Annotated in this window: 18 protein-coding genes; 8 read left to right on the top strand and 10 right to left on the bottom strand. The window is 66.3% G+C overall.

All coding sequences use genetic code 11. From position 1 onward, the window contains the following. Positions 1 to 50: 50 nt before the first annotated feature. Both carB and AC1DIN_RS02460 read right to left on the bottom strand, forming a co-directional pair. Positions 51 to 3,368, bottom strand: a complete 3,318-nt coding sequence (gene carB / locus AC1DIN_RS02465; protein ID WP_441469778.1) for a carbamoyl-phosphate synthase large subunit — start codon at positions 3,366 to 3,368, stop codon at positions 51 to 53. Positions 3,369 to 3,509: 141 nt separating this feature from the next. After that, positions 3,510 to 4,736, bottom strand: a complete 1,227-nt coding sequence (locus tag AC1DIN_RS02460; protein ID WP_476808544.1) for an MFS transporter — start codon at positions 4,734 to 4,736, stop codon at positions 3,510 to 3,512. Between the two features lie 154 nt (positions 4,737 to 4,890). Here AC1DIN_RS02460 and AC1DIN_RS02455 point away from each other — a divergent pair, with 154 nt between their 5' ends. The 4 genes from AC1DIN_RS02455 to AC1DIN_RS02440 all read left to right on the top strand — a co-directional run bounded on the left by AC1DIN_RS02455 (position 4,891) and on the right by AC1DIN_RS02440 (position 8,388). Then, positions 4,891 to 5,280 carry an ArsR/SmtB family transcription factor gene (locus AC1DIN_RS02455; protein WP_476808543.1) on the top strand — a complete coding sequence of 130 codons (390 nt, stop codon included), beginning with the start codon at positions 4,891 to 4,893 and terminating at the stop codon, positions 5,278 to 5,280. Between the two features lie 97 nt (positions 5,281 to 5,377). After that, positions 5,378 to 6,439, top strand: coding sequence for a class I SAM-dependent methyltransferase (locus AC1DIN_RS02450; RefSeq protein ID WP_441469775.1), 1,062 nt, complete (start codon positions 5,378 to 5,380; stop codon positions 6,437 to 6,439). 144 nt (positions 6,440 to 6,583) lie between these two features. Further along, on the top strand, positions 6,584 to 7,918 hold the full coding sequence (locus AC1DIN_RS02445; RefSeq protein ID WP_476808542.1) for a hypothetical protein: 1,335 nt from the start codon (positions 6,584 to 6,586) through the stop codon (positions 7,916 to 7,918). A 65-nt stretch (positions 7,919 to 7,983) separates the two neighbouring features. Then, positions 7,984 to 8,388 (top strand): GtrA family protein, encoded by a 405-nt coding sequence (locus AC1DIN_RS02440; protein WP_441469773.1) that lies wholly within the window; start codon positions 7,984 to 7,986, stop codon positions 8,386 to 8,388. A 24-nt stretch (positions 8,389 to 8,412) separates the two neighbouring features. Here AC1DIN_RS02440 and AC1DIN_RS02435 read toward each other — a convergent pair whose 3' ends face one another. From AC1DIN_RS02435 to AC1DIN_RS02425, 3 genes are all read right to left on the bottom strand, one after another. After that, positions 8,413 to 8,883 carry a hypothetical protein gene (locus AC1DIN_RS02435; protein WP_476808541.1) on the bottom strand — a complete coding sequence of 157 codons (471 nt, stop codon included), beginning with the start codon at positions 8,881 to 8,883 and terminating at the stop codon, positions 8,413 to 8,415. Positions 8,884 to 8,888: 5 nt separating this feature from the next. Next, positions 8,889 to 9,683 (bottom strand): hypothetical protein, encoded by a 795-nt coding sequence (locus AC1DIN_RS02430; RefSeq protein WP_476808540.1) that lies wholly within the window; start codon positions 9,681 to 9,683, stop codon positions 8,889 to 8,891. A gap of 138 nt (positions 9,684 to 9,821) precedes the next feature. Further along, positions 9,822 to 10,514, bottom strand: coding sequence for a class I SAM-dependent methyltransferase (locus AC1DIN_RS02425; protein WP_441469770.1), 693 nt, complete (start codon positions 10,512 to 10,514; stop codon positions 9,822 to 9,824). A gap of 149 nt (positions 10,515 to 10,663) precedes the next feature. On the opposite strand from AC1DIN_RS02425, the gene AC1DIN_RS02420 reads away from it, so the two are divergent. After that, positions 10,664 to 11,923 (top strand): class I SAM-dependent methyltransferase, encoded by a 1,260-nt coding sequence (locus tag AC1DIN_RS02420; RefSeq protein WP_476808539.1) that lies wholly within the window; start codon positions 10,664 to 10,666, stop codon positions 11,921 to 11,923. A gap of 118 nt (positions 11,924 to 12,041) precedes the next feature. Here AC1DIN_RS02420 and AC1DIN_RS02415 read toward each other — a convergent pair whose 3' ends face one another. After that, entirely contained in the window at positions 12,042 to 12,950 is a 909-nt protein-coding gene (locus tag AC1DIN_RS02415) for a DMT family transporter (RefSeq protein ID WP_476808538.1), read from the bottom strand. 91 nt (positions 12,951 to 13,041) lie between these two features. Between AC1DIN_RS02415 and AC1DIN_RS02410 the strand changes: the two genes are divergently transcribed. After that, entirely contained in the window at positions 13,042 to 13,974 is a 933-nt protein-coding gene (locus AC1DIN_RS02410; protein WP_476808537.1) for a LysR substrate-binding domain-containing protein, read from the top strand. A gap of 105 nt (positions 13,975 to 14,079) precedes the next feature. On the opposite strand, the gene AC1DIN_RS02405 is transcribed toward AC1DIN_RS02410, so the two are convergent. From AC1DIN_RS02405 to carA, 4 genes are all read right to left on the bottom strand, one after another. After that, positions 14,080 to 14,505, bottom strand: coding sequence for a group III truncated hemoglobin (locus tag AC1DIN_RS02405; protein ID WP_476808536.1), 426 nt, complete (start codon positions 14,503 to 14,505; stop codon positions 14,080 to 14,082). Between the two features lie 51 nt (positions 14,506 to 14,556). Next, positions 14,557 to 15,375 (bottom strand): prephenate dehydrogenase/arogenate dehydrogenase family protein, encoded by an 819-nt coding sequence (locus AC1DIN_RS02400; protein WP_476808535.1) that lies wholly within the window; start codon positions 15,373 to 15,375, stop codon positions 14,557 to 14,559. A 172-nt stretch (positions 15,376 to 15,547) separates the two neighbouring features. After that, complete coding sequence (locus AC1DIN_RS02395; RefSeq protein WP_441469764.1) at positions 15,548 to 15,877, bottom strand: NIPSNAP family protein; 330 nt, start codon at positions 15,875 to 15,877, stop codon at positions 15,548 to 15,550. 173 nt (positions 15,878 to 16,050) lie between these two features. After that, positions 16,051 to 17,259 (bottom strand): glutamine-hydrolyzing carbamoyl-phosphate synthase small subunit, encoded by a 1,209-nt coding sequence (gene carA / locus AC1DIN_RS02390; protein ID WP_476808534.1) that lies wholly within the window; start codon positions 17,257 to 17,259, stop codon positions 16,051 to 16,053. A gap of 155 nt (positions 17,260 to 17,414) precedes the next feature. On the opposite strand from carA, the gene AC1DIN_RS02385 reads away from it, so the two are divergent. Both AC1DIN_RS02385 and dnaG read left to right on the top strand, forming a co-directional pair. After that, positions 17,415 to 17,876: a GatB/YqeY domain-containing protein gene (locus AC1DIN_RS02385; protein WP_441469762.1), complete on the top strand. Its 462-nt coding sequence runs from the start codon at positions 17,415 to 17,417 to the stop codon at positions 17,874 to 17,876. A gap of 117 nt (positions 17,877 to 17,993) precedes the next feature. Beyond that, positions 17,994 to 19,886, top strand: a complete 1,893-nt coding sequence (gene dnaG / locus AC1DIN_RS02380; protein WP_441469761.1) for a DNA primase — start codon at positions 17,994 to 17,996, stop codon at positions 19,884 to 19,886. Positions 19,887 to 19,940 lie beyond the last annotated feature (54 nt).

Here is a 19,940-nt window from a genome sequence, read left to right as displayed (position 1 = left end):
GGTGTTTCCGCGCTTCCGCTCAATTTTTGAACTTCGCCGCGAACGGCCTCTCAGGCCGCGCGTTCGAAGTATGACTGCAACGATCGTACTTCGAGATCGCCGCTGCAATAGGCCTTGATGCCCTCCGCGGCAGCGATCGCTCCGGCCAAGGTGGTATAATAGGGCACCTTGTGCAAGAGGGCTGTTCGACGGAGCGAACGGGAATCCGCAAGCGCCTGTGGACCCTCTGTGGTGTTGAAGATCAGCTGGATCTCGCCGTTCTTGATCGCGTCGACGACATGCGGCCGACCTTCCAGAACCTTGTTGATCCGCGCTGCGTCGATGCCCTGTTCCTGCAGCAGGCGCAGCGTGCCGCCGGTCGCGACGATACGGAAGCCGAGATCGGCGAGGATGCGCACGGAGGGGACGATGCGCGGCTTGTCGTCGTCACGCACCGAGACGAAGACCGTGCCCTTGACCGGCACCTTGGAGCCGGCGCCGAGCTGGCTCTTGGCGAAGGCGGTGTCGAAGGAGCGGTCGAGGCCGATGACCTCGCCGGTCGAGCGCATCTCCGGCCCGAGCAGGACATCGACGCCGGGGAAGCGCGCGAAGGGGAAGACCGCTTCCTTGACGCCGACATGGTCGAGCACCGCCGGCTTCAGGCCGAAGCCCGCCAGCGGCTCGCCGGCCATGATGCGGGCCGCGATCTTGGCGATCGGCTGCCCGATGACCTTGGCGACGAAGGGCACGGTGCGCGAGGCGCGCGGATTGACCTCGAGGACGTAGATCTCGCCGTCCTTGATGGCGTATTGCACGTTCATCAGGCCGCCGACATCGAGCGCGAGCGCCATCGCCTTAGTCTGGCGCTCCAGTTCCGCGATGGTCTCGGCCGAGAGCGAACGCGGTGGCAGCGAGCAGGCCGAATCGCCGGAGTGGATGCCGGCTTCCTCGATATGCTCCATGATGCCGGCGATGAAGGCGTCCTTGCCGTCCGCCAGGCAGTCGACATCGACCTCGATCGCGTCCGAAAGATAGCGGTCGAACAGCAGCGGGTTCTTGCCGAGGACGGTGTTGATCTGGCCCGTCTTGTCGTTCGGATACTTGGCCTTGACCTCGGAGGGGATCAGCGAGGGCAGGGTGCCTAGCAGGTAGTCCTCGAACATCACCTCGTCGCGGATGATGGCCATGGCGCGTCCGCCGAGCACGTAGGAGGGGCGAACGACGAAGGGCAACCCGAGTTCGCCGGCAATGATGCGGGACTGCTCGACCGAGTAGGCGATGCCGTTCTTCGGTTGCTTGAGATGCAGCTTGTCGAGCAGGCGCTTGAAGCGGTCCCGGTCTTCCGCGAGGTCGATCGCGTCAGGCGAAGTGCCGAGGATCGGGATGCCCGCCTCTTCCAGCGCGTTCGCGAGCTTCAGCGGGGTCTGGCCGCCGAACTGGACGATGACGCCGTGTAGCGTGCCGTTCTGCTTCTCGGTCTCGAGGATCTCGAGTACGTCCTCGGCGGTCAGCGGCTCGAAATAGAGCCGGTCGGAGGTGTCGTAGTCGGTCGAGACCGTCTCCGGGTTGCAGTTGATCATGATGGTCTCGTAGCCGGCGTCGCGCAGCGCGTAGCAGGCATGGCAGCAGCAATAGTCGAACTCGATGCCCTGGCCGATGCGGTTCGGACCGCCGCCGAGGATGACGACCTTCTTGCGATCGGAAGGATTGGCCTCGTCCGCCGTCTTGCCGGCGAAAGGCATGGCATAGCTCGAATACATGTAGGCGGTCGGCGAGGCGAACTCCGCCGCGCAGGTGTCGATGCGCTTGTAGACGGGGCGAACGTCGAGCGACTTGCGCAGCGCCCTGACCTCGGCCTCGGTCTTGCCCGCAACCGCGGCGAGGCGCTTGTCCGAGAAGCCCATCGCCTTGATCTGGCGGAAGGCGCCGGGCGTCTGCGGCAGGCCGAACTTGCGGATCTTCTCCTCGGTCTCGACGATGCCGCGCATCTGGGCGAGGAACCAGGGATCGATCTTGCAGCTCTCGTGGATCTCCTCGTCGCTGAAGCCAAAGCGCATGGCCTGGGCGACGTGGAGGATGCGGTCCGGCGTCGGCGTCGAGATCGCGGCCTTGATGGCGTTGCGGTCGTCGCCATGGCCGAAGCCCTCGATCTCGATCTCGTCGAGCCCGTCAAGGCCCGTTTCCAGCGAGCGCAGCGCCTTCTGCAGCGATTCCTGGAAGGTGCGGCCGATCGCCATGGCCTCGCCGACCGACTTCATCGCGGTCGTCAGCGTTGGCTCGGAACCCGGGAACTTCTCGAAGGCGAAGCGCGGGATCTTGGTGACGACATAGTCGATCGTCGGCTCGAAGGAGGCCGGTGTCGCCCCGCCGGTGATGTCGTTCTCGATCTCGTCGAGCGTGTAGCCGACGGCGAGGCGCGCCGCGACCTTGGCGATCGGGAAGCCGGTGGCTTTGGACGCCAAGGCAGACGAACGCGAGACGCGCGGGTTCATCTCGATGACGATCATGCGGCCGGTGGCCGGGTCGATCGCGAACTGTACGTTCGAGCCGCCGGTCTCGACGCCGATCTCGCGCAGCACCGCCAGCGAGGCGTCGCGCATGATCTGGTATTCCTTGTCGGTCAGCGTCAGGGCCGGGGCGACGGTGATCGAATCGCCGGTATGGACGCCCATCGGATCGAAGTTCTCGATCGAGCAGACGATGATGCAGTTGTCCTTCTTGTCGCGGACAACCTCCATCTCGTATTCCTTCCAGCCCAGCACGCTCTCCTCGATGAGGACCTCGCTGGTCGGGGAGGCGTCGATGCCGCGCTCGACGATGTCGATGAACTCGCCCTTGTTGTAGGCGATGCCGCCGCCGGTGCCGCCCATGGTGAAGGACGGGCGGATGATCGCGGGAAGGCCGATATCCTCGAGCGCGTCGAGCGCCTGGCCGAGCGTCTTGATGTGATGCGAGCGCGGGGTGTCGAGGCCGATCTTGGTCATTGCCTCGCGGAAGAGCTCGCGGTCCTCGGCCTTGTCGATGGCCTCGGCCGTGGCACCGATCATCTCGACGTTGAACTTCTCCAGCACGCCCATCTTCTTCAGCGAGAGCGCGCAGTTCAGCGCGGTCTGGCCGCCCATGGTCGGCAGCAGCGCGTCGGGGCGCTCCTTTTCGATGATCTTGGCGACGATCTCGGGCGTGATCGGCTCGACATAGGTCGCATCGGCCAGGTCCGGATCGGTCATGATCGTCGCCGGATTCGAGTTGACCAGGATGATGCGGTAGCCCTCGGCCTTCAGCGTCTTGCAGGCCTGGGTGCCGGAATAGTCGAACTCGCAGGCCTGTCCGATGATGATGGGGCCGGCGCCGATGATCAGGATGGACTTGATGTCTGTGCGCTTGGGCATGATCTCGACCGGTCTTGCGGGCGCGCGCAAGGCCGGTCCGATCGGGCGAGCGGAGGCCTGGCGAACGTCTGAATGAATGCTAGGCGCTCGCTATAGACGGGCAAGGCGGCGGAAGGAAGCTAAAAGCGCTTCCGCCTTCACTCAACGCACAGGCCGTGCCGCGGGGGCTGCGAGGTCGATCTCCAGTGGCCGCAGCAAGGAGCGGTCCAGCTGGCGCTTGCGTCGCATGGCGACGAAGAGCACGGCGAGGGCCGCAATCTCGCAGGCGGCGCCGACGAAGCCGAGCGGCCAGGTGCCGGCGTGGCGCATGACCTGCTGGCCCAGCGCCGCGCCGGCCGCGATGCCGAAATACAGTGCCGAGGCGTTCAGCGAGAGCGCGACCACGGCCGCGTCCGGTGCCATCGCCGCGAGGCGCGACATCTGCGAGGGGTGCCCCGCCCAACCCGCCGCGCTCCAGACCAGCAGCACGAAGGGGATCGGGTAGATCGCAACTGCAGGCGGCAGGTTGACGGCGATCAGCGAGGCGGTGAGCAGCGCCGCGGCCAGCACGGTCAGCACGACGGTCAGCGTCCGCTCCGGGCCGAAGCGGTCGCTCGCGATGCCGCCGAGCTGGTTGCCGATGGCCGAGCCGATGCCGGAAACGACGAGTGCCGCGGCGAGCCAGGGGCCGGCGAGACCGGCATGGTTGGTCAGGAAGGGCGCGATATAGGTGTAGAGAACGAAGGCGCCGGTGGTCCAAAGCATCGTTGTTGCCAGCGCCAGCAGCACGTCGCTGCGCCCCGCGACCTGAAGGCGCTCGCGTAGCGTGTTCGTGCTGTGCGGCAGGCCCTTGGGCAGCTTGACGAGAAGGCCCGCCAGAGACAACGCGCTGAACAGCGTCACGATCAGGAAGGCAAGGTGCCAGCCGCCGAAGCCGACCACGGCCGTGCCGATCGGGATGCCGAGAATCAGCGAGACCGTCATACCGCCGGTGACCAGTGCGATGGCGCGGCCGCGCCGCTCCGGCGCGGAGACCGCGACGGCGACTGCGTTCGCCGCCGGCATGAAGACGCCCGCCGAGAGCGCCATCACGATCCGGGCGGCCATCACCACCCAGAAATCGCTGGCGAAGGCGGCGCCGAGATTGGCGAGGCCGAACACCGTCATCGCACCAACCAGCACCGCCTTGCGGTCGGCATCGCCGAGCACGGTGGAGAGGATCGGCGAGCCGATCGCATAGGCGAGGGCGAAGATCGAGATGAGCAGGCCGGCGGTGTCGACAGAAACGCTCAGGCCGTTGGCGAGGTGGGGCAGGATGCCGGTGACGATCAGGCTGCCCGTGCCGATGGCGAAGGCGCCGCCGGCGAGGGAAAGAAGACGCGTATCCATGGGAATGATCCTTGCGGATGATCGCTGTTTCGAAGGCAAGCTTCAAAATTTCAATGATCGTTGAATTTTAAGAGCGCCGCTCGCTGCCCGCAAGGATAATTTCAATGAATGTTGAATATTGTCAGCGGCGGCTTCATCGCCTATTTCGGAGGCGATGAAGCCGGTCTTCCACCCCGATATCGAGGATGTCGCCCCCGCCGACGTGTTCGCGGCGCTGGCGGATCCGATACGGCTCGGCATCCTCGTCGCGCTCGCCGATGTCAGCGAGGTCGACAAGGCGCGCTGCAGCCATTTCACCGCCTTCGCCTCGCCTTCGCTGCTGTCCTACCACTTCGCCAAGCTGCGCGAGGCAGGCATCACCCGCATGCGGGTGGAGGGAACGTCGCGCTATCTCAGCATCCGGCGCGACGAGCTGAACCAGCGCTTTCCCGGGCTGATCGACAGCGTGATCGAGACCGCGCGGCGTGACCCGAACCTGCCGCGGCTCGGTCCCGAATGGCTTTCAGGCGGCGACGAGACGCAGGGTTCGACTTCGCCCCGTTGACAGCGTCCGGCGCAGGTTTAGCGTCCTCTCTTCCGCGATGGCGTCGAGCCGGATCGCGACACGGCACCGGCCACGCCCGAACCCGAGGAGCATGGCCATGCGTGCTGCTGACCCTCAGAAACTCGATGCCCTGGTGGGGCGTCTCGTCGGTGACGTCGGAGCCTCCGTCACTGGCGCCCTGATCGTGCTGGGCGACCAGCTCGGCCTCTACAAGGCGATGGGCGACGGCGAGCCCGTCACCTCCCGGCAACTGGCGGAGAAGACCGGCTTCAAGGAGCGCTATGTGCGCGAATGGCTCGCCGGCCAGGCGTCGGCCGGCTATGTCGACTATGACGAAGGCAGCGACAGCTTCAGCCTCTCGCCGGAACAGGCCATGGCCTTCGCCGAAGACGACAGCCCCGCCTTCTTCGCCGGTGCCTTCGAGATCGTGCAGTCGATGTGGGTCGACGAGCCGAAGGTCGAGGAGGCCTTCCGAACCGGCTCGGGCCTCGGCTGGCACGAGCACAGCAAATGCCTGTTCCGGGGAACCGAGCGCTTCTTCCGGCCCGGCTACAACGCGCATCTGACCGCGGAGTGGATTCCGGCGCTGGACGGTGTCCAGGCCAAGCTGATGCAGGGCGCGACCGTCGCCGACGTCGGCTGCGGGCACGGCTCCTCCACCATCCTGATGGCGCAGGCCTATCCGCAATCGCGCTTCTATGGCTTCGACTATCACGGGCCTTCGATCGAGCGGGCGCGCGAGGCGGCGGAGAAGGCGGGCGTTGCCGACCGCATCGTCTTCGAGCGTGCCTCCGCGAAGGACTTCCCCGAGCGGAAATACGACCTCGTGACGATGTTCGACTGCCTGCACGACATGGGCGATCCGGTCGGCGCGGGGAAGCATGTGCGGGAGTCGCTGGCGCGGGACGGCAGCTGGATGATCGTCGAACCCTTCGCGCACGACCATCTCAAGGACAATCTGAACCCGGTCGGGCGGATCTTCTACGGCGCGTCCACCATGATCTGCACGCCAGCCTCGCTTTCGCAGGAGGTCGGGCTCGGCCTCGGCGCGCAGGCCGGCGAGATGCGGCTGCGGAAGGTCGCGATGGATGCGGGCTTCTCGCATTTCCGCCGGGCGACCGAGACGCCGTTCAACATGGTCTTCGAGGTGCGGGCCTGACACGGTTCGGCTGAAACCCAGGGAGCGCGGTCCGAAGCGCCGCAGGGGGGGCGGGATTTGTCCACCGCTCGCCGCAGAAGCGAGTTGAGGTGTCGGTGGTTGTTGTGCAATGTTATATCATTGCATAATGAGTGGAGTTTTCCCTTGTCTTCGTCTCGCCTCGTTGCGGCCGGCTTCGGCCTCGTCGGCTGCCTGCTCGCGTCCGCGGCCCTTGCGCATGACCATGCGGTGCTACGCGGGCGGCTCGTCTTCGCCGACCACGAAAAAGCGGTCGTCCGCATCCTCGACCTCGACAGCGGCGAGGTCACGCATAGCTTCGACGTGCCAAAAGCCAATCCGGGTTTCGCCGCGGTTTCCGGCGGGCGCTACGTCGTGGTCAAGACGGGAGACGACGCGGGGACGCTGGGCATCCTCGACACCGGGCTGATCGCCGAGTCGCATGGCGACCATGTCGATATCGACAAGGCCGAGCCGAAGCTCCTCGACTTCTCGACGAAAGGGGACCGGCCTGCCCATGTCATTTCGGGCCATGGGCAGCTCGCGCTGTTCTATGACGGCTTACGTCCCTGGGAAGGCAAGAGCGAGCCCAAGGTGGTGATGCTCGCCATCGACGCCCTGGCCAAGCCGGAACCCGAGGTCACGATCTGGCCGAGCCCGGCGCCGCAGCATGGCATTGCCGTGCCGCTCGGAGCGCGGCAATGGCTGATCTCGGTGCCCAACCCCGCCTATGCCAAGGGCGATGACCGCAGCGCCTCGCCACGTCCCAACGGCTTCGAGATCCTCGAGCAGGGCCGAGCGTCACAGAACGATGGCGGCTGGAAGCGTGTCGCAGGCTTCAACGACCCGGCGCGAGCGGAAGCTTCCTGCAAGCTCTATCACGGCTATGCGCCGGCGCGCGGCGGGCGCCATGTCTTCGGCTGCGCCGAGGGCGAGGGCGGCGGTTTGCTGGTGCTGTCCAAAGCCGGGAAGGGCGCCGCAGACGGTTGGAGCGCGCGGAAGCTCGCCTATCCCGACGAACGGCGCAGCAGCGCGCTCAAGTCCCGCGAAGGCGGACGCCATCTCGTCGGCAATTACGGGTTGAAGGCGCCCTATGACGCGCTGCTCCGGATCGATCCCCAAGCGAAGGCGCTCTCCGCCGAGGATGTGCTGCCGGTGCCGGGCGAGCAGGCTGTCTGCCAGTTCGAGCTCAGCAGCAATGGCAGCCGGCTCGCCAATCTGACGCCGGACGGCAAGCTCAGGATCTACGAGGTCGGGCCCGCCTGGAAGGAAATCGCCTCCTTCGACGCGGTCCCGGCCTTCGACTGTGCCTACGCGGCGAAGACGCCAACGCCGAGTCTCGCCGTGATCGGGGGCAGCGCCTTCGTCAGCGACCCGACGAACGCGCGCATCCGCGAATATCATCTCCACACGTTGAAGCAGGGGCTCGATATGCCGGTCGGCGGCATGCCCGCCAACCTTGCCGGCAGCGACGCCGGATAATTCGTGAAGCAGCGCGGGGCGAAAAAATCGTTCGCCCCGCGCTGTCCATGATCTAGGAAGCGCGGATGCCGTTTCGCCGCTATCCGCGCCAGTTCCGCCAGCTCATGGCCTATGTCGTCGCCGGCGGGCTCACCGCGGTCGCGCATTACGGCGTGCTGATCGGGCTCGTCGAGCTCGGCCGGATCGATCCTGTTCCGGCGACGCTCGCCGGCTTCGTCGTCGGCGCGCTGGTTTCCTATACGCTGAACCGCTGGATGACCTTCGACGCCACGCGCACCCATGCGCAAGCGGGGTGGCGCTTCGCCCTGATCGCAGCCGGCGGCTTCGTGCTCACCGGAATCCTGATGCATTTCTTCGTGACGAGGGCTGGCTTGCCCTATCTGCCGATGCAGATCGTCACCACCGGCGTGGTGATGGTGTTCTCGTTCCTCGGTCACAAATTCTTCAGCTTCGCCGACCGGGCGGCCTGACGGCACGCCGCCCGGTCGTTTTCCTCACTGCTGCGGGGCGACCGTCAGCGTGAGCTGGCGGCGGCCGATGCGGCCTTCCTTGTCGGTCGCCTCGATCTCGATGATGTGGCTTCCGCTGGGGACGAGGACTGAGGGCGCGTCGATTCCAGCCGGCGTGATGAAAGGCTTGATCCGCTCGGTGATGTCGACCGGAGGCTGGCGGCGATAGAAGACGCGCACGGTCGCCGGATCGATCGGTACGCCGTTGCTCGGCATGAAGCGAACGGCCAGCCGGAAAGGCTTGCCGTCAACACCCTTGTCGGGCGTCGGCAAGGTGTCGATGCTGGGGCCGCGGGTGAGGTTGCGCGTGCTGGCTGGGGCCTTGGCTGTGGTCGGCAAGCCCGCTTCCTCACGGGTGATGAGCTGAACCGGTTCGGCGGCGTGTGCCGTCGTCGACATCGCAGCGGCGGCGAGAACAACACGCAGAATGTGCGGGATGAGCACAGTCTTCATCATCGTCCCTATTTCACTCCCAAGATTCCGGCGATGAGGCCGGCGATGGCAGAAATGATGGTACCGGCCATCAGGATGGTGGTTTCGATGGTTTTCAGCGTTTCCATCGGCACCTTGCCATGCACGGCCAGCAGCCCCTTCCGCAGTTCCGGCAGCGAGACGAGGCCCCGCGCGGCGAGCGCAGCCTGCGTCACGCGCAGCAACATCCCCGAGAACATGGAGGCGCCGATGCTCAGCGCATAGAACGAAGTCTCGCGCCAAGCTGCCAGCCCTTGCGGAAGGAGCGGTATATTGTCGTGCCAACCGAGCAATGCGTTCATGGTCACGACGGAAAAAATCGCGAAACCGATGGCGATGCCGATATCGAAGGCGATCAGCCGCGGGCGAAGCCCGAAATAGAGCATGCCGGTGATGAAGGGGATCGCGATCGAGGCGAGGCGCAGCGCCCAGAGCGGCAGGTCGAGCCAAAGGACGATCGCGCAATAGGCCAGCAGCAGCAAAGTCAGGCCGAAGGGCAACACCCAGTAGCGGCGGCGCGCTACGGAATGGGCGGTCGGCGGGGCAGGCTCAGGCGCGTCCACCTTCTCGGATGCTGCAGGTTCCAGGGCTGCAACGGGTCTTGCAGCCAGTGCGGCGCGGTCCTCTTCGGCACGCTTCTCGAAGGCCGCGAGCCGCTCCTCCAGAGCACCGAGGCGACGCAGCAGGGGAAGGATCGGCGTCAGGTCACGCCCGCAGCAACGGCAGGACAGGACGCCCGCATTGAGCGTGGCGTCGCAATAGGGACAGTTGAACTGATCCTGCACGGAGCTCTCACGCCTTTGGGGCAAGCCGCGCTCAGAGCCACGTTCGCTCCGCCAAATCAAGCTACTTTGCGCGCTCCCCTAGCGGAACTTTAGTATAAGTCAGCATTCTTGCCGTAATGGATGCGCGACCTATTTCGATCAGGTGGGCTTCGTCGCCTTGAACGTCATCCGGTGCGGGTTGTGGCCGAAATTCGCGGGCCGCTGCAGGTCGGCGAAGCCGGCCTCACCGATCAGTTCGGAGATGGCGTCCGGGGTGTAGGTCGACAGCCCGTATTGCGCCCTGAGCTTCCGGTAGTCCGAAAAGGCGGTGCGGATGAGGCCTGCGAGCGCCGCCATCAGGAAGCCGCCGCGCCAGGCGAAGCCGAGAAGCTGCGAGGCATCAGTGAGCGGGCTGACGTCGGGCGGAATGACGTCCGCTATCACCAGCTTGCCGCCGGGCCTGAGCTTGCTGCGCCAGGTTTCGAGCAGCGCCTTCAATTCGTCGCGGGACAGATACTGGACCAGCGAATTGGCGACGACGAGATCGAGCGAAGCCTCCGGCAGAGCCTCGACCTCTTCGGGGGAGACGACCGTGATGTTGACCTTGCGGCCGAACTGGGCGCGCAGTTTGTCACGCACGGTGGGCGCAGCTTCGCAAAGATAGAGCCTGCCGCAGGCCGAGGCGACGCGTGCCGCATCGAGCGCCTCGCCGCAGCCATGGTCGAGCACGACGGCGTCGGGCGCGGGAACATGTGCGATCACGTCGCTTGCTATGGCGTGGTAGTGCAGCGCCTTGTGGCGCGGCGAGACGTAGATGGAATGTTCGCCGTTCCAGAAATCGCGCCAGGACATGGGCCGTATCGATCCTCGGGGTCGCTCACGACCGTTGCCCGATGACTAGACGCAAGCGGCAGGGCTTCGCAACAGCCGGGGTTCCGGGACGCGGCGGTTTCCGCTTAAGTCACGATGGCGTCCCCGACTCGGGGCGCGCGGGACGGGGGATGCCGATGCTGCTGCTGCCGCGATTGCTCAAGGGGTTCGTCCGGCAGGGACGCCTCACCGTCATCACGCCGGACGGCAAGCGCCATGTCTTCGGACCCGGTCCAGCCGAGATGTTGTTCGCCGGCGTGCGAAAGACGGCGCCCTCGGTCACGGTGCGCTTCCATGACAACCGCATCGAGCGCGAGCTTTTCCTCAATCCCGAGCTCGCCTTGGCCGAAGGATACATGGATGGCCGGATCGACTTCGAGGAGGGCACGATCCACGATCTGCTGACGCTGTTCTGGCTGCAGCGCAAGGAGCTGCGGAAGCACCCGCTGCAGAAGGTGATCCGGCAGGTGCGCTTCCGCATCCGGCGCTGGCGCATGCACAACCCGCTCGGCCTCGCCGGCAAGAAGGTCAAGCACCACTACGACATCCCGACCGATTTCTATCGGCTCTGGCTCGACGAGAGCATGACCTATTCCTGTGCGTACTGGCACTCGCCGGATGTCGGGCTGGAGAACGCGCAGAAGGCCAAGCTCCGGCACATCGCCGCCAAGCTGAAGATCGAGCCCGGCATGCGTGTGCTCGACATCGGCTCGGGCTGGGGCGAATTGGCGATCTATCTGGCCAAGGCCTGCGGGGCGAAGGTGACCGGCCTCAACGTCTCGCCCGACCAGATGGCGGCGGCCTCGAGGCGCGCCGAAGCGGCTGGGGTCGGCGATGCCGTCACCTTCGTCAACAAGGACTATCGCGAGCTTACCGGGACGTTCGACCGCATCGTCTCGGTCGGCATGATGGAGCATGTCGGCGTCGCGCATTACGGCGAGTATTTCGAGGGGATCCGCGATCTCCTGACGCCGGACGGGATCGCACTCGTCCACTGCATCGGCCGCGCCGGGCCGCCCGGCTTCACCGGGCCGTTCTTCGAGAAGTACATCTTCCCAGGCGGCTATGCGCCGGCATTGTCGGAGGTGTTCGCCGCAGTCGAGCAGACCGGGCTCTGGTCCTCTGACTGCGAGTTCTGGCGCCGCCACTACCACTGGACACTGGAGGCCTGGCGCGAGCGCTTCATGGCGAGGCGCGAGGAAGTGGTCGGCATGATGGGCGAGCGCTTCGCGCGGATGTGGGAGTTCTATCTCTGCGCCTGCTCGATCTCCTTCGACATCGGCGGCGACATGGTGTTCCAACTGCTGCTCGGGCCGCACAAGAGCGCCGTCCCGATCATCCGCGACTACATCGCGGATGACGAGAAGGCTCTGGCCGCGAAGGGGTTTTGAGCGGGCTGCCCTCATTGCGAGCGCAGCGAAGCAGTCCAGGAGGCGCAGGGCTCTGCCGCGCCTGGATTGCTTCGTCGCTTCGCTCCTCGCAATGACGACATAGGCCGAGGAAAGCGCCTTACCGCTTCAGATTGACGATCACCACGCCGGCGAGTGCCATGGCGCCGCCCATCAGGCCGAAGGCCGTCGGGACTTCGCCGAGCCAGAGGAAGCCGATCAGCATCGCCATCGGCGGCACGGCGTATTGGAAGTTCGACGCGCGGGCGGCCGGCAGGCGCGAGAGGGTGATCGCCCAGGTGCCGTAGGCGATCAGGCTCGGCACGGCGGCGAGATAGACCACCGACCAGAAGGAGACGGCCGGGGCGACCTGCGCCTGCGCGATCGCGGAAGGCAGGAAGGGCAGCAGCACGAAGCCGCCGATCGCCATGTTCCAGGCCGCGACATGGAGCGGCTTGTAGCGGGCGAAGAGCGGCTTCTGCACGACAGTGGTGATGGCGTTGCAGAACGCTGCACCGAGAATCAGCAGCACGCTCATGCCGATCTCGACATCGAGCCCCTTGCCGATCGCGATCACGCCGATGCCGGCGAAGGAAAGGGCGGTGCCGAGCCACGCGATCAGGCTGAAGCGCTCGCCCAGGATCATCATGGCGAGGACGGCGGTCATGATCGGGTTGGTGTTGATGATGAAGGCGGCAGGGCCGGCCGGCACGACGCGCTGGCCGAAGTTCAGCAGCAGCGCATAACCCGCGATGAAGATGACGCCGCCGACGAGGAAGCGCCAGATATCGGCGCGCTCCGGCAGCTTCGCCCGCGTCGCGAGGAGGAAGAGCGCGGCGGGGCCGCCGGCGAGCGCAAAGCGCAGCGCGGCCATCTCGGCCGGGCCGAAGCCGGCGAGGCCGGCACGGATCGCCGGGAAGGAAGAAGCCCAGGCCATGACCGTGAAGGTCACGGTGAAGACCAGCGTCGGGTCGAGGCGCTGAGAACCGGAAGTGGTTGGCGCGGGGGAGGCGCAACTTGAGGAGGACATGGCGTCGATCCATTGGTGACGAAAGGTTGCTCCCGATAGACGCCTCAGCGAGCTGATTGACAAACGAACAATTCGCGCATGAGCTGTGAGAATGGATCACAGCTCGAACCTGCCGCCGCTCGACACCTTGCGCGCCTTCGAAGCCGCGGCGCGCACAGGCAGCTTCTCTTCGGCGGCCGAGGTGCTGAACCTGACCCATGGCGCCATCAGTCGGCAGATCGCCAAGCTCGAGCATTGGCTGGGCCTGCGCGTCTTCCTGCGGCAGGCGCGCGGCGTCTCACTGACGCCGGAGGGTCAGCGTCTGCTCCAGCGCACGCAGGAGGCCTTCGCGCTGATCGCGGATACCTCCGAGCGCTGGCGCGAGGTGCGCGGCGCTTCGGTGGTGCGGGTCAGCGCGCCGCCCTCGGTTTGCGCCTTGTGGCTGATGCCGCGTCTGGCGGTTCTGGAGGCGGGCATGCCCGCCCTGCGCATCGTGCTGCAGGTCGAGCATCGCAAGGTGGATTTTGAAGAGGAAGGTGTAGACCTAGGGATACGTTGCGGACGCGGCGGCGCGCCGGACCGGCTTTCGCTCAAGTTGTTCGAGGAGTGGTGCTTCCCGATCGCCTCACCGCAGCTCGCTGCGCTGATCGGGGAGGGGCCTCCCGAGCGTCTGCTCGGCCAGCCGCTGATCCATGATTCCGACGCCGCCGGCTGGAAGGCCTGGTTCGCCGCGCAGGGGCTGGATTATCGCCCGCGCCCGCAGGACCGCCGTTTCGAGGATTACAACCTCGTGCTGGATGCTGCGGCGCACGGCCTCGGCATCGCGCTGGCCCGTCCGCCGCTGGCGCGCGAGCAGCTCACGGCGGGTCGGATCATGCGCGTGGATGCACGCGAGGCACTGAACCCCGTGTCCTACTGGCTCGACCGGCCCCATGGCGCGCTCAGACCTTCGGCGGCAGCTTTGGCCGAGCGCATTGCGCGGGCGGCCGGTGCGGCCAGAGGCGACATCGAGGCGTTCCTGAGCCGGGAGGCGCGGGCTGCTTGATCCGCGTCATACTCGGGCTTGACCCGAGCATCTCGTGACCAGCAGGTGCCGGAACCTCTTTTGGCCTGAGATTCTCGGGACAAGCCCGAGAACGGGGGACTGCGTTCAGCGCAAGCTGTGCCGCGGAGCGGCGAACTCCCCGCGCTGGCTGGCGCGGGCCATCTCGAAACTGTCGGCGATGCGTCGCGCCCTGACGATGAAGGCCTGCGCGATATCCCGCGGGCAGACCTCGTGCGCGGTGATCTCGAACAGGTCGAGCCAGCGGTCGAAATGCTTGCCCTCCAGGGGCAGGATGAGATGCGGACGCATCGGCCGGCCGTTGTAGCGGCCGGAGCGTAGCATCACGCCGCTCCAGAAATCGGTGATCTTGCCGATATGATCGTCCCAGTCCTCCACCGCTGCCGCGAAGACCGGGCCGATCAGGTCGTCCTGACGCGCCCGCTCATAGAAGGTGCGGACCAGCTCGGCGATCATCGGCTCGCGCAGGTCAGGGTGGGCAGCGCCCGGATGAATGAGGGGGTTGTCGGTCATCTTTGGGGCATTCGAGGTTTCCCGTATTGTCTGCGGGCCGAGCGGAGAAGGCTAGGCCCGCACGGCTTCTGCGACCTTGTGAGGCAGGGTGGGATCGGGCGGGGCGATATCCTGTTGGCCGTGTTCCAGAAACAGCCGCATCTCCTCGGCCAGGGCGAAGAAGCGATCCCGCACCGCCTTGGCGTGGGGATTGGCGCGCTCGATCGCCATGAAGACGTTGGGTGCGTCGTAGCGGACCATCTCCGTCGCCTGCATCAGGTGGTCAAAGCTCGCAGTGGTCATCGTCCGGGGCAGCGGCTCCATGCGGACCAGGATCTTGGCGATGAGATGGGTCAGGCCCTGCACCATGGCAGCCTCGCGGTCATGGGCGTCGGCCGTGGTCACGATGACCTTCAGCTTGAGCACGCGGCGCAGGAAGGCGGCGATGCGCGGGGTGCTGCCGCCCCTGATCGGGCAGAGCGCGATCTTGAGCCCGTCGAGGCCGTTGCGGGCGCTCTGCGGGCCGAAGAGCGGGTGCGTGCCGATGATCTCGACATCCTCCGGCAAGGCCGCCTCCATCGCCCGTGCCGGGCCGATCTTGACGGAGCCGACGTCGAGGACCACGGCGCCGGCCTTGAGATGCGCGCGCAGCGACGCGATCGCCTCGGGGATCGCCGGGACGGGCACTGCGAGAATGACGAGATCGCAGGCGGCGACCTCGGCAGCGCTGGCGGGAGCCAGCCCCTGGCCGCTCGCATCCGGCTCGGGCGGATGCGCCGGGTCACAGATGCGCAATGCAAAATGCGGCTGGAGATGGCGGGCCATCAGCCGCCCGAAGGCGCCGAAGCCCATGATGCCGATGGAGGTGACGGCTCTGATCGTGGAAGACATCGCTCTGGTCCGGTGGTGGGCCGCGATGCCGGGTGATCTGCCTGAATTCAACCGCCAGCGCGGCGGTTGAACATGGGAATGCCACCGCCTCTATGAGGACGGGGCGTAATAGCTGCGGAAGCTGGCCATCAGGCTGATCATGGCCCGTTTAAAGCTCGCGGGCGCAACGCTGTCAATCGAGCGGGGGCGAATAGTCTGTCGGCGTCAGCGTGCGGTCCTCGATCGCGCCGACCATGTCGCCGTGCTCGATCTTGGTGGCGCGCTTGATCTCGCTCCATTCCGGATCGGCCATGAAGCTCGCCCAGGCCTTGGCCTTCGTCTCGGCGTCGGGCCAGGCGAGGATATAGGCGAATTCGGTCCGCCCTGCGCTCGCCGTTTCCCACATCGCCACGATCCTGAAGCCGTGGCGGCCCATGATGCGGGCGGCGTGGTCGCGGAAGCGGGCATGGAAGGCCGCCTTGTTGCGCTCGAAAATCTCGTAGATGCGCAACTGGTGGATCATGCCTGCCTCCAATCGGGACCGCGTCTTACCGAGCCCTCATCCTGAGGAGGCCGCAATGGCGGCCGTCTCGAAGGATGGTCTGCCGTGCGCCGGAGCCTGCCGAAGCATCCTTCGAGACGCAAGCTTCGCTTGCTCCTCAGGATGAGGGCTCTGACGCTGAAGCAGCGACCTCTTCAGGCCGCCTTCTTGCCCTTCTCCGCCACCATCAGCTCGACGAAACGGTTGAAGAGATAGTGACTGTCCTGCGGGCCGGGCGAGGCCTCGGGGTGGTGCTGGACGCTGAAGGCCGGGCGGTCGGTCAGCGCGATGCCGCTGTTCGAGCCGTCGAAGAGCGAGACATGGGTCTCGACCGCATTCGCTGGCAGGCTGGCGGGATCGACGGCGAAACCGTGGTTCATCGAGACGATCTCGACCTTGCCCGTGGTCTTGTCCTGCACCGGATGGTTGGCGCCGTGGTGGCCCTGCTTCATCTTCATCGTCTGGCCGCCGATGGCGAGCGCCATCATCTGGTGTCCCAGGCAGATGCCGAAGGTGGGGATCTTCCGGTCGAGCAGCTGCTTGATCACCGGCACGGCGTATTCGCCGGTCGCGGCCGGGTCGCCCGGGCCGTTGGAGAGGAAGATGCCATCGGGGGTGAGGGCCAGAATATCCTCGGCGGTTGCGGTCGAGGGCACCACCGTGACGTCGCAACCGGCCTTGGCGAGCAGGCGCAGGATGTTGCGCTTCACGCCATAGTCGATGGCGACGACCTTGAAATTGCTGGTTTCGCGCTTGCCATAGCCGGCCGGCCAGACCCAGGGGGTCTCATCCCAATCGTAGCGCTGCGAGGCGGTGACGAGCGGGACGAGGTCGAGGCCGGCCATGGAGGGCAGCTCCGCCGCCTGCTTCTTCAGCCGCTCGATGTCGAAGACGCCGTCCGGGCTGTGCGCGAGGATGGCGTTGGGCATGCCGTTGTCGCGGATCAGCGCGGTGAGTGCGCGGGTGTCGATGCCGCAGATGCCGACGATGTTCCGGGCCTTCAGCCAGGCGTCGAAATGCCGGTTGGCGCGCCAGTTCGAGGGCTCGGTGATGGCGGCATGGAGCACGCAGCCGCGCACGCCGGAGGAGGCGGCGGCGTTCACCGTCTCGGTGTCCTCCTCGTTCACGCCGACATTGCCGACATGCGGGAAGGTGAAGGTGATGATCTGCCCGGCATAGGACGGGTCGGTCAGGATCTCCTGATAGCCGGTCATCGCGGTGTTGAAGCATACCTCGCCGGGCGCTTCGCCCACGGCGCCGAGGCCGAAGCCTTCCAGCACCGTGCCGTCGGCGAGCACGAGGAGCGCGGTCGCGTGCGGTTCGGTCCAGCCGCCTGGGGCGGGGTTTCCTTCGGAAGCGGTCATGTCTATGTCTCGGTCCAGGCCGCGCCAGCGGCAGAATGCGGGGGCGGGGCTGCAGAAATCCACTCCGCCGGTCTGGAACGCGAGCCATAAAGAGCCGGGCGCTGCCCGTCAATCAAGGTTGGCGCAGGCCGCACAAGAGAAAAAGGAACAACGAGATGACGAGCCTGCGCGAGCGCTTCACCAGCGATTTGAAGGAAGCGATGAAGGCCGGCGAAAAGGGCAGGGTTGGCGCGATCCGCCTGATCCAGGCGGCGCTCAAGGAAAAGGACATCGAGGCGCGCGGCGCCGGCAAGGGCGAGGCCACGGCCGACGAAATCCTCGGCGTGCTGCAGAAGATGATCAAGCAGCGCCAGGAATCGATCGCGATCTACGACGCCAACAACCGTCCCGAGCTCGCCGATGGTGAGCGCGTCGAGGTCGCGGTGATCTCATCCTATCTGCCCAAGCAGATGTCGGACGACGAGGTAAAGGCTGCGATCGACAAGGCCATCGCCGAGAGCGGCGCGACTGCGGTCAAGGACATGGGCAAGGTCATCGGCATCCTGCGCGCCGCCTATGCCGGCCAGATGGATTTCGGCAAGGTCAGCCCGATGGTGAAGGCCGCGCTGGGCGGCTGAGCTGCCCGGACAGCCGCTTTTCGGCTGCCGCCGTCATCTTTGTGAATCACGGGAGAAAGCCAACTGCCGGCGCGATCGGCGGTTGGCTTTCGGCTTTTGCAGGTCCACATAAGGTCGATGAAATTCCCCCCTTCCGTCCTTGAGGAGATCAAGGCGCGGCTGCCGGTTTCGGCGGTCGTGGGTAAGCGCGTGCGCCTTCAAAAAGCGGGACGCGAATGGAAAGGGCTCTCGCCGTTCAACGCCGAGAAGACGCCTTCCTTCTTCGTCAACGACCAGAAGGCCTCGTTCTTCGATTTCTCCTCCGGCAAGAACGGCGACATCTTCAAATTCGTGATGGAGACGGAAGGGCTCTCCTTCCCCGAGGCGGTCGAGAAGCTTGCGGCCGAGGCTGGCGTCATTCTGCCCAAGATCACGCAGGAGGCGCAGGTCCAGGAGGAGAAGCGCAAGGGGTTGCACGAGGTCGTGGAGCTCGCGGCGCAATTCTTCGAGGCCGAGCTGATGGGCGATCGCGGCGGCGCAGCCCGGCGCTATCTCGCGACGCGCGGGCTCGACGGCGAGGCGCGCACACGTTTTCGCCTCGGCTACGGCCCGGTCGACCGCTTCGCGCTGCGCGACCATCTTGCCGGCAAGGGCGTGCCGGCCGAGCTGATGATGGAGGCGGGGCTGCTCGTGCATGGCGATGAGATCGCCGTGCCCTACGACCGCTTCCGCGACCGCGTCATGTTCCCGATCCACGATTCCCGCGGGCGTGTCGTCGCCTTCGGCGGGCGGGCGATGAGCGCGGAGGTGGCGGCGAAGTACCTCAACTCGCCGGAGACGCCGCTCTTCCACAAGGGCCATCTGCTGTTCAACCACCACAATGCCCGCAAGGCGGCGCATGACACGAGCCAGGTGATCGTGGTCGAGGGCTATGTCGACGTCATCGCGATGTCGCTTTCGGGCTTTCCGCAGACAGTGGCGCCGCTCGGCACGGCGCTTACCGAAGGCCAGCTCGGCCTGCTCTGGCGGATGGCCGACGAGCCGGTGATCTGCCTCGACGGCGACAAGGCCGGGCGCAAGGCGGCGAGCCGCGCCATCGATCTGGCATTGCCGCTCCTGGAGCCCGGCAAGTCGCTCTCCTTCGCGCTGCTGCCGGACGGGCAGGATCCCGACGATCTCGCCCGGTCGGGCGGGCGGCAGGCGATCGCGGAGGTGATTGCCGGGGCGCGCCCGCTGGTCGACATGCTCTGGCAGCGCGAGGTCGAGGCCAGCCCGCTCGACACGCCGGAGCGGCGCGCCGCCTTCGAACGCCGTCTGAAGGAGCCGCTGGCCGAGATCCGCGACGAGACGACCCGCAAGCATTACCGCCGCGAGATGGACGAGCGGCTTGCGCAGCTCTTCACCAGCGCTGCCCCGGCACGGCAGGAGCGTGGCGGCGGGGGCGGGAACTTCCAGCGYGGCCGGGGCGGACCAGCCCCGCGCGGCGGCCGGCAGGTGCCGTCCTGGCTCGCCGGCCCCTTGCGGGCTTCGAGCGCGCTGACCCAGTCGCGACTCGTGGCGAAGGTGCGTGGCGAGGACCAGCGCGAGGCCTTCATCCTGCTGGCGCTGGCCAGCCACCCCGACCTCATCCTGCGCTGCGCCGACGAAATTGCCGAGCTTTCGCTGGACGGGCCAGCAGCCGAGCGCTTCCGGCAGGCACTGCTCGATGCGGTCGAGGATAAGCTCGACCGGGAGATCCTGGCGAATCGGCTGGTGCAACCGCGTGTGCGGGAGGCCCATAATCAACTCATGGCTGTCACCGGCCCCGCAGAACGGCGCAAGCTGGCGCAAGATGCTGATCCTGAATCGGTTTTTGACTCGATTTATCAGGCTATCGTCTTGCATCATCGCGCTCGAACGCTAAATAGCGAGTTGAGAGCAGCCGAGCGTGCATTGGCTGACGATGCGACCGAAGCCAATTTCGCCTGGATCAAGGACGTGAAGGCCCGCCTCGAAGCGATCGAGGGCACCGAGGCAATGTCCGAGGATTGATAGCCCAGCGAATGGTGGACGCAGGTTCGATGCGCGCGGGGCTGGTGGGGTGGT

Source organism: Allobosea sp. 05T438, assembly GCF_056396025.1.
This window is presented reverse-complemented; position numbering and strand designations above follow the sequence as displayed.